The 4,490-nt window shown below is 74.1% G+C and carries 5 protein-coding genes; 2 read left to right on the plus strand and 3 right to left on the minus strand.

Annotation, left to right across the window (positions count from 1 at the left end; all coding sequences use genetic code 11):
* Window positions 1-136 precede the first annotated feature (136 nt).
* Both nrfD and E1266_RS35850 read right to left on the minus strand, forming a co-directional pair.
* Entirely contained in the window at window positions 137-1,228 is a 1,092-nt protein-coding gene (nrfD, locus tag E1266_RS35845) for an NrfD/PsrC family molybdoenzyme membrane anchor subunit (RefSeq protein WP_132054826.1), read from the minus strand.
* A complete protein-coding gene (locus tag E1266_RS35850) occupies window positions 1,225-2,043 on the minus strand; it encodes a 4Fe-4S dicluster domain-containing protein (RefSeq protein WP_243719308.1) in 819 nt (272 codons plus the stop codon). Before E1266_RS35850 ends, nrfD begins: the two co-directional genes overlap by 4 nt.
* 197 nt (window positions 2,044-2,240) lie before the next feature.
* On the opposite strand from E1266_RS35850, the gene E1266_RS35855 reads away from it, so the two are divergent.
* Window positions 2,241-2,645: a PaaI family thioesterase gene (locus E1266_RS35855; RefSeq protein WP_132054830.1), complete on the plus strand. Its 405-nt coding sequence runs from the start codon at window positions 2,241-2,243 to the stop codon at window positions 2,643-2,645.
* A gap of 19 nt (window positions 2,646-2,664) precedes the next feature.
* Here E1266_RS35855 and E1266_RS35860 read toward each other — a convergent pair whose 3' ends face one another.
* Entirely contained in the window at window positions 2,665-3,519 is an 855-nt protein-coding gene (locus tag E1266_RS35860) for a PaaX family transcriptional regulator C-terminal domain-containing protein (RefSeq protein ID WP_207946127.1), read from the minus strand.
* Between the two features lie 193 nt (window positions 3,520-3,712).
* Between E1266_RS35860 and E1266_RS35865 the strand changes: the two genes are divergently transcribed.
* Window positions 3,713-4,490: AMP-binding protein (locus E1266_RS35865; RefSeq protein WP_165966351.1), on the plus strand; the 778-nt coding region annotated here is incomplete at its 3' end.

The raw sequence follows: 4,490 nt of genomic DNA on the forward strand, positions 1-4,490 counted from the left end.
TTCTCACGGTGCATCGCGGACGCCCGAGGGGGGGTGGGGACGGCCGTCCGCGATGCACCGTGAGAATGCTCTCTTCTTGCATTAGCGTCAAGAGCTTGCGCAAGATTTCAGTCGACTTGCAGAAAGTCGACGGGGGTCATCCGCTCCCGTTCCGCGCTCCGTTCCCTGACTCGTTCGCGGCGGCGGTGAGGCGTTCCCGCTGGGGGACCACCGTGTACTTGGGGTCCTCCGCCGACTGCACGCCGGCGTGGAAGATGCCGAAACGGGTGCAGGCCGAGCCCGCCAGGAGCGCCGCCCCGCTGAGCGCGGCCGCCGTGCGGCCGCGCCCGGCGAGCAGGACGCCCCCGGCGGTGCCCGCGGCCGTCAGGATCTCGCCCGCGCGCATGTACCTGCCGGCCTTGCCCGTCTTGTACGGCTCGGCGACCAGCCCGGCTCGATGCTCGATCAGTTTCGCCGCCGCCAGCTCCAGCACCGCGCCGAACACCGCGGCGGTGCGCATCGGAGCGGCCTCGCGGGCGGGGGAGACGACCAGCCCCATCCCGGCAGCGGCGGAGGTGGCCGAGCCGGCGAACACCATCGGCAGCTCCCGGTGCACGTCGTGCCAGGAGGGCACCGCCGTGTCCGCGGCGAGCGCCGCGGTGTAGGTGGCGACCAGCGGGCCCAGGACGGCGGCCCCGGCGGTCGCCGCGGCGCCGAGACGGGGGAAGAGCCCGGTCGCGTCCAGGACCGCCGCCGCTCCCGCGGCCGGGCCGTAGGCGCCCAGCAGCCAGGAGCCCATGCTCATCGGCGAGGTGGGCTTCATGACCCGGAGCATGTTGGCGAACCGCGCGGGCCGCCCGAGGTCGTGGATCAGCAGCGCGGTGGACCCGCCGATGGCCGCCAGCGAGGAGATCTTCATCGCCCGCGCGGCGGCGGGCCGCCCGGTGAGCTGCGCGCCGGCGGCCAGCACCGACCCGGCCCCCGCCAGGCCGCCGAGGAAGAAGTACCCCGCGATGTCCGTGGCCTTCCAGGTCGGCGGGTTCAGGATGGGCAGGCCGTAGTAGGAGGTGAACTCCGCCTCCGGCACCATCGCCTGCTCGCCCCGGCGGCGGCCGCGCCGCCCGTTCCGGCGGGCCAGGCCCCTCCCGATCTCGGCCTCGCGCCCCGGCCGCTCCCCGTGCAGGCCCTCCTTGCTCACGCCGGGACCGCCCTCGCCCGTTGCGCCTTCGCTCGTCCCGTCCCCGCTCATCGCCCGGCTCCGTCGCGGCCGTGGACGGTGAAGACCGCCGCGAGCCCGCCGAGCAGCGCCGCGGCCGCGATGCCCGCGTGCTTCCAGATGGACCCCAGGTCGCGGGTGGTGACGACCGGGTCGGGCGGCAGCCCGTACACCTCCGGCTCGTCCAGCAGGAGGAAGAACGCGCCGTCGCCGCCGACGCCGTCGCCGGGATCTTCGCCGTACAGGCGCGCATCCTCCACCCCGAGGTCGTGCAACTGCTCGACGCGCAGCGCGGCGCGCTCGCGCAGCTCGTCCAGCGGCCCGTACTGGATCGAGTCGGTCGGGCACGCCTTCGCGCACGCCGGTTCGAGCCCACCGCCGAGCCGGTCGTAGCACATCGTGCACTTCCAGGCCCGGCCGTCGCCCTTGCGCTGGTCGATCACCCCGTACGGGCAGGCGGGGATGCAGTAGCCGCAGCCGTTGCAGATGTCCTCCTGGACGACGACGGTGCCGAACTCCGTGCGGAACAGCGAGCCGGTCGGGCACACGTCGAGGCACGCGGCGTGCGTGCAGTGCTTGCACACGTCGGAGGCCATGAGCCACCGCATGTCCGCGGGCCCGCCGCCGGCGGCGCCGGCGTGCTCGACGCCCGCCTGGGCCTGGCCCATGGGCTTGTTCTGCTCGATGAACGCGACGTGCCGCCAGGTGTCGGCGCCGAGTCCCTGTGTGTTGTCGTAGGACATGCCGGTGAACTCGAGGCCGTCCTCGGGGATGGCGTTCCACTCCTTGCAGGCCACCTCGCACGCCTTGCAGCCGATGCACACGGACGTGTCGGTGAAGAAGCCCATCCTGGGGGGCGGGTCGGTATAACCCGAGTTCTCGGTCACATCGGGCTCGGGTCCCGCCAGCAGGTTCCGGCCCACGAGGCTGCTCATCCCATGACCTCCTATCCCCGGGTGCCCGCTGGCCCCCTTCCCGGCGAGCCGGGCCCTAACCGGGGAACGGGTCCGTTGACGGGCATTTCGGCGCTGGATAGCTTCTGGGGATGATGGTCGAACGGGTCGGTTACGCGGGTCCACTGGACAGGACGCTCGGGTTGCTCGTGATCGAGGCGTCCGAGCGGGAGGTCGTGGCCGAGCTGGAGGTCACCGACAAGCTGATGCAGGCGTACGGCATCGTCCACGGCGGCGTGTACTGCGCGATCAACGAGACGGTGTGCAGCATGGGCGCGGCCCTGACGGTCGGGCTGGAGAGCCAGGTCGTCGGAGTCAGCAACCACACCCGGTTCATCCGGGCCGTGCGGGAGGGGAGGCTGACTGCCCGCGCCCAGCCGGTCGACCGGGTGGACGACCATCTGACGTGGCGTTCGACGATGACCGACGAGCAGGGCCGCGTCGTCGCCGAGGGCACGGTGAACCTGCTCAGGCTGACGCCGCCCGCCGAAGGCTAGCCCGGGCGCGTCCGTGCCGTTACGCCTGCGCCATCGCCTTCCACTGGCGGTCGGCGACGGGCCGCCAGGTGTCGTGGCGCTCGTGGAAGAGGGCGCGGGCCTGGGAGCCGCTCCAGTCGGCCGGGAGCAGTTCAGCCGGCAGGCCCGGGTCGAGGAACGGGAACCGGCGCCACTCCTGGACGAGCCTGGTGTGCGCGGCGAACGTGCCGGGGTCGTCGGCGGGCGCCAGGGCGCCCACGGCGTCGAGGAAGTCGTCGTAGGCCAGCGCGATCTCGTCCAGGTTCCACGCCTGCGCGGCCACGTGCCGCGCCTCGGCCAGGTCGCCGAGCCGCCCGGTGAACAGCGTGGAGGTGTCCGCGACGCCGATCTCCGCGAGCACCTCCCGGACCTCGGCGCGGCGCCCGGGATGCGGGCTCACCCACACGCCGGGGGCGAGGTTGCCGAGCCCGCTCCAGGCGAGCCGCGTCCGCAGCAGGTGCCGGAGCCTGCGGCTGGTCTCGGGGACGCCGGCGAGCACGATCAGCCACCGCCCGTCCCACGCGCCGGCCGGGCGGCCGAAGCCGTAGATGCGCTCGGTGCCGTCGGTGAGGAGCCGCTCCCCGGACGGGGTGAGCCGCCAGGCGGTGCGGCGGCCGTGCCGCTCGCCCTCGATCCAGCCCTCGCCGGCGCTGCGGGCCAGGGCCTGCCGGACGGCCTTCTCCTCCACCCCGAGCAGCCCGAGCGCCCGCAGGAACGCCGCCGTCCAGACCGGTTCGCCCGCCGGGAGGACGAACTCGCCCAGCACCGTCAGCAGCAGCGAGCGGGCGCTCGCGGCGCCCAGCTCGCGGCGCCGCCGGAACTCCGGCCCGCCGCGCCCCGCGTCTGCTTCGCTCACGGGCCCGTCACTCCCGGACATCCGCCTTCCCTCCCGGCCGGTCCTACGCACCGCCGTCCGGTGCGGCCCCGCGCGGCCGGCGTCCAGTATCGCGGCACCCGCCGCGCGGCACCGTCATTCCACAAGTCTATTGACTTGCGTTTTTCCCCTGTAGAGCATGTGTGACACGGTTCACGGCGAAGGGAAGCCCCCGATGACCGCGGAAACGGCGACCGCCCCCGCCCCGTCCGGCGCGTTCAACGCCGCCGACTACCTGCTCCGGGCGGCGGAGCATCCGGACACCGCGGCCAGGACCGCGCTGACCGGCCCGGGGGGCGACCTCACGTACGCCGATCTCGCCGGCCTCGCCTCGGACGTCGCGGCCGGGCTGGAGTCGTGGGGGGTGCGCGCCGAGGAGCGCGTGGTGCTGTTCATGGCCGACGGCCCCTCGATGGCCGCCGCGATCCTGGGCGCGATGCGGCTCGGCGCCGTCCCGGTCCCGGTGTCGACCATGCTGACCGGGGCGGAGCTGGCCGGCCTTCTCAGCGATGCCCGCGCCAGGATCCTGCTGGTCAGCGACCGGTTCGCGGTGCCCGCGGAGGCCGCGCTCGCGCTCGCGCCGGGCGTCCGGCACGTGGTCGCCGAGGGGTGTGGCGCCCTCCGCGCCCCGGACGGGGTGCGGGTGGACGCCTTCGACGACCTGGCCGCAGCGGGACGCGCCCGGGACGGCGCGGTCCGCGACCCGTACCCGACCTCCGGCGACTCCAGCGGACTGTGGCTCTACACGTCCGGGACGACCGGGACGCCCAAGGGCGCGATGCACCGCCACGCCAACATCCGGCACGTCGTGGAGACCTACGGCCGCCAGGTCCTCGGCATCACCCCGGCGGACCGCTGCTACTCGGTCGCCAAGCTGTTCTTCGCCTACGGGATCGGCAACTCGCTGTTCTTCCCGCTCGCCGCGGGCGCGGCGGCGGTTCTGGACCCCGACC

It is taken from the genome of Actinomadura sp. 7K534 (genome assembly GCF_004348575.1).
GTDB classification, from domain to species: Bacteria; Actinomycetota; Actinomycetes; order Streptosporangiales; family Streptosporangiaceae; genus Spirillospora; species Spirillospora livida.